This window comes from Streptomyces californicus, assembly GCF_000717645.1.
Classification (GTDB): Bacteria; Actinomycetota; Actinomycetes; order Streptomycetales; family Streptomycetaceae; genus Streptomyces; species Streptomyces californicus.
In genome coordinates this window covers 1-692 of the sequence record NZ_JNZZ01000078.1, presented here as the reverse complement: position 1 = coordinate 692, position 692 = coordinate 1, and the positions used below count along the sequence as shown (strand labels likewise).

The following is a 692-nucleotide window of genomic DNA, read 5'->3' as shown; positions in this document are numbered from 1 at the left end:
GAAGCCACCCCGGTCGTCCCTGCGGTCGTCACGCTGCTGACCACCCCGGTAACCACCACGGTCGTCATCACGGCGAGGCCCACGGTCCCGGTCACGGTCCCGGTCCCGGTCGTCACGGCGGAAACCGCCGCCACCGAAGCCACCGCCACGGTTGTCATCACGGCGGAACCCACCACCGGAAGGCCGGTCATCATCGCGACGCGGGCCGCGAGGACGGTCGTCACGCCGGTCGGACCCACCACGACCACCACGGTCGTCGTCACGGCGGAAGCCTCCGCCGGCGCGGCTGTCGTCGCGACGCGGCCCTCGGTCGCGGTCGTCGCGGCGGAAGCCACCGCGGTCGTTGGTGTCGCGTCGAGGTGCGCCGGAACCGGACCGGTCGTCACGACCCCCGCGGTAACCGCCCCTGTCACCACCGTCCCGGCGACGCGGCTCGCGCTCCGGACGATCGTCGGGAGAGTTGGTGGACATGGGTGTGACTCCTGTCTTCGGGTACTGCACACATTCTCGCGCAGCCGACCGGGCGACGCGCTTCGGAAAAACAAAAGGACCCCTGGTCCCAGCATGAACGCTGGGACCAGGGGTCCTTGAAAGATTGTTCGGCGGCGTCCTACTCTCCCACAGGGTCCCCCCTGCAGTACCATCGGCGCTGAAAGGCTTAGCTTCCGGGTTCGGAATGTAACCGGGCGTTT

Annotated in this window: 1 rRNA gene and 1 pseudogene; both read right to left on the bottom strand. The window is 69.1% G+C overall.

The features are described 5' to 3' along the window. Window positions 1–335 (bottom strand): annotated as a pseudogene (locus IF19_RS1000000138595) (hypothetical protein); the annotation flags it as partial. Window positions 336–597: 262 nt separating this feature from the next. Next, window positions 598–692 (bottom strand): 5S ribosomal RNA (rrf, locus tag IF19_RS1000000135630); the annotation flags it as partial.